Source organism: Xanthobacter sp. BG11Y11_SDJG, assembly GCF_057364445.1.
Map to the genome: position 1 here is coordinate 1 of NZ_JBNFNU010000563.1, position 2,037 is coordinate 2,037.

General features: G+C 70.3%; 1 protein-coding gene. It reads left to right on the forward strand.

The features are described 5' to 3' along the window. Positions 1-2,037 (forward strand): error-prone DNA polymerase (locus AC2W7M_RS24420; RefSeq protein ID WP_486135611.1); only part of this gene is annotated, 2,037 nt, incomplete at both ends.

Consider the following 2,037-nt stretch of genomic DNA (forward strand, 5'->3'; position numbering starts at 1 on the left):
CTGCACCTTCGGGGCGACGACCGGCGCCGCCTGGCGGCGCTTAAGGCCGCGGCGGACGCCGCCCGCGTGCCGCTGCTCGCGCTCAACGACGTGCTTTATGCGACGCCGCAGGAGCGTGACCTCCAGGATGTGGTCACCTGCGTGCGCGAGGGGGTCGCCATCGCCCAGGCCGGCCGGCGCCTTGAGGCCAATGCCGAGCGCCACCTGAAGACTCCCGCCGAGATGGCGCGCCTGTTCCGCGACGCGCCGCAGGCGCTCAACGAGACCGGCCGGCTGCTGGCGCAGGTGGACTTCTGCCTCTCGGAATTGAAATACGACTATCCCGACGAACCGGTGCCGGAAGGCTGGAGCGCGCAGGACTGGCTCGCCGCCGAGACCCGGCGCGGCGCGGCGAAGCGCTACCCGCAAGGGGTGCCGGACAAGGTCGCGCGGCTCATCGAGGCCGAGCTGGCGCTCATCGCCAAGCTCGATTATGCGCGCTATTTCCTCACCATCCTCGACATCGTGCGGTTCGCCGAAGACGCCGGCATCCTGTGCCAGGGGCGGGGCTCGGCGGCCAATTCCGCGGTCTGCTTCGTGCTCGGCATCACCGCGGTGGACCCGGCCGAGAACGACGTGCTGTTCGCCCGCTTCATCTCCGAGGAGCGGCGCGAGCCGCCCGACATCGACGTGGACTTCGAGCACGAGCGGCGCGAGGAGGTGATCCAGTACATCTACGGCAAGTATGGCCGCCACCGCGCCGGCATCGCCGCCACCGTGATCTCCTACCGGCCGCGCAGCGCCATCCGCGACGTCGGCAAGGCGCTGGGCCTCACCGAGGACATCACGGCGCGCATCGCCTCCACCCAGTGGGGCAGCTATGGCGACGCCATCCCGGACGCCCACATCGCCCAGGCCGGGCTGGACCCCGCCAACCCCATGATCCGCCGCGCGGTTTCGTTCGCCACGCGGCTGCTCGGGGCGCCGCGCCACCTGTCCCAGCATGTGGGCGGCTTCATCCTCACCCGCGGCCGGCTCGACGAGACCGTGCCCATCGGCAACGCCGCCATGGCGGACCGCACCTTCATCGAGTGGGACAAGGACGACATCGACACGCTCGGTTTGCTCAAGGTGGACGTGCTGGCGCTCGGCATGCTCACCTGCATCCGCAAGGCGTTCGACCTGCTGAAGGAGCATGAGGGCCGCGCCGTCGGCCTCGCCGATCTGCCGGGCGAGGACCCCGAGGTCTACGACATGCTGTGCCGGGGCGATTCCATCGGCGTGTTCCAGGTGGAGAGCCGGGCGCAGATGAACATGCTGCCGCGCCTGCGCCCCCGCACCTTCTACGACCTCGTGATCCAGGTGGCGATCGTGCGGCCCGGCCCGATCCAGGGCGACATGGTGCACCCCTATCTGCGGCGCCGCGCGGGCAAGGAGAAGGTGGAATTCCCCGCGCCCGCTCCCGCACACGGCCCGGCCGACGAACTCTACCAGGTGCTGCACAAGACCAAGGGCGTGCCGCTGTTCCAGGAGCAGGCCATGCGCCTCGCCATGGTGGCGGCGCGCTTTTCCGACGTGGAGGCGAACGCGCTGCGGCGCGCCATGGCCACCTTCCGCAACCTCGGCACCATCCATCAGTTCGAGAGCCTGATGGTGGATCGCATGGTGGCGCGCGGCTATGCGGAGGACTTCGCGCGGCGCTGCTTCGAGCAGATCAAGGGCTTCGGCAGCTACGGCTTCCCGGAGAGCCACGCCGCCTCGTTCGCCAAGCTGGTCTACGTCTCCGCCTTCATCAAGTGCCATCACCCGGCGGTGTTCGCCTGCGCGCTGCTGAACAGCCAGCCCATGGGCTTTTATGCCCCGGCGCAGATCGTGCGCGATGCGCGCGAGCACGGGGTGCCGGTGCTGCCCATCGATGTGGCGCACAGCCTCTGGGACAGCACGCTGGAGCGGAACGCGGACGGCGCCCTGGCGCTGCGCCTCGGCCTGCGCCAGATCGACGGCTTCCAGGAGGGCCTGGGCCGGGCGCATCGCCGCTGCCGGGCAGGGGAGGCGGGG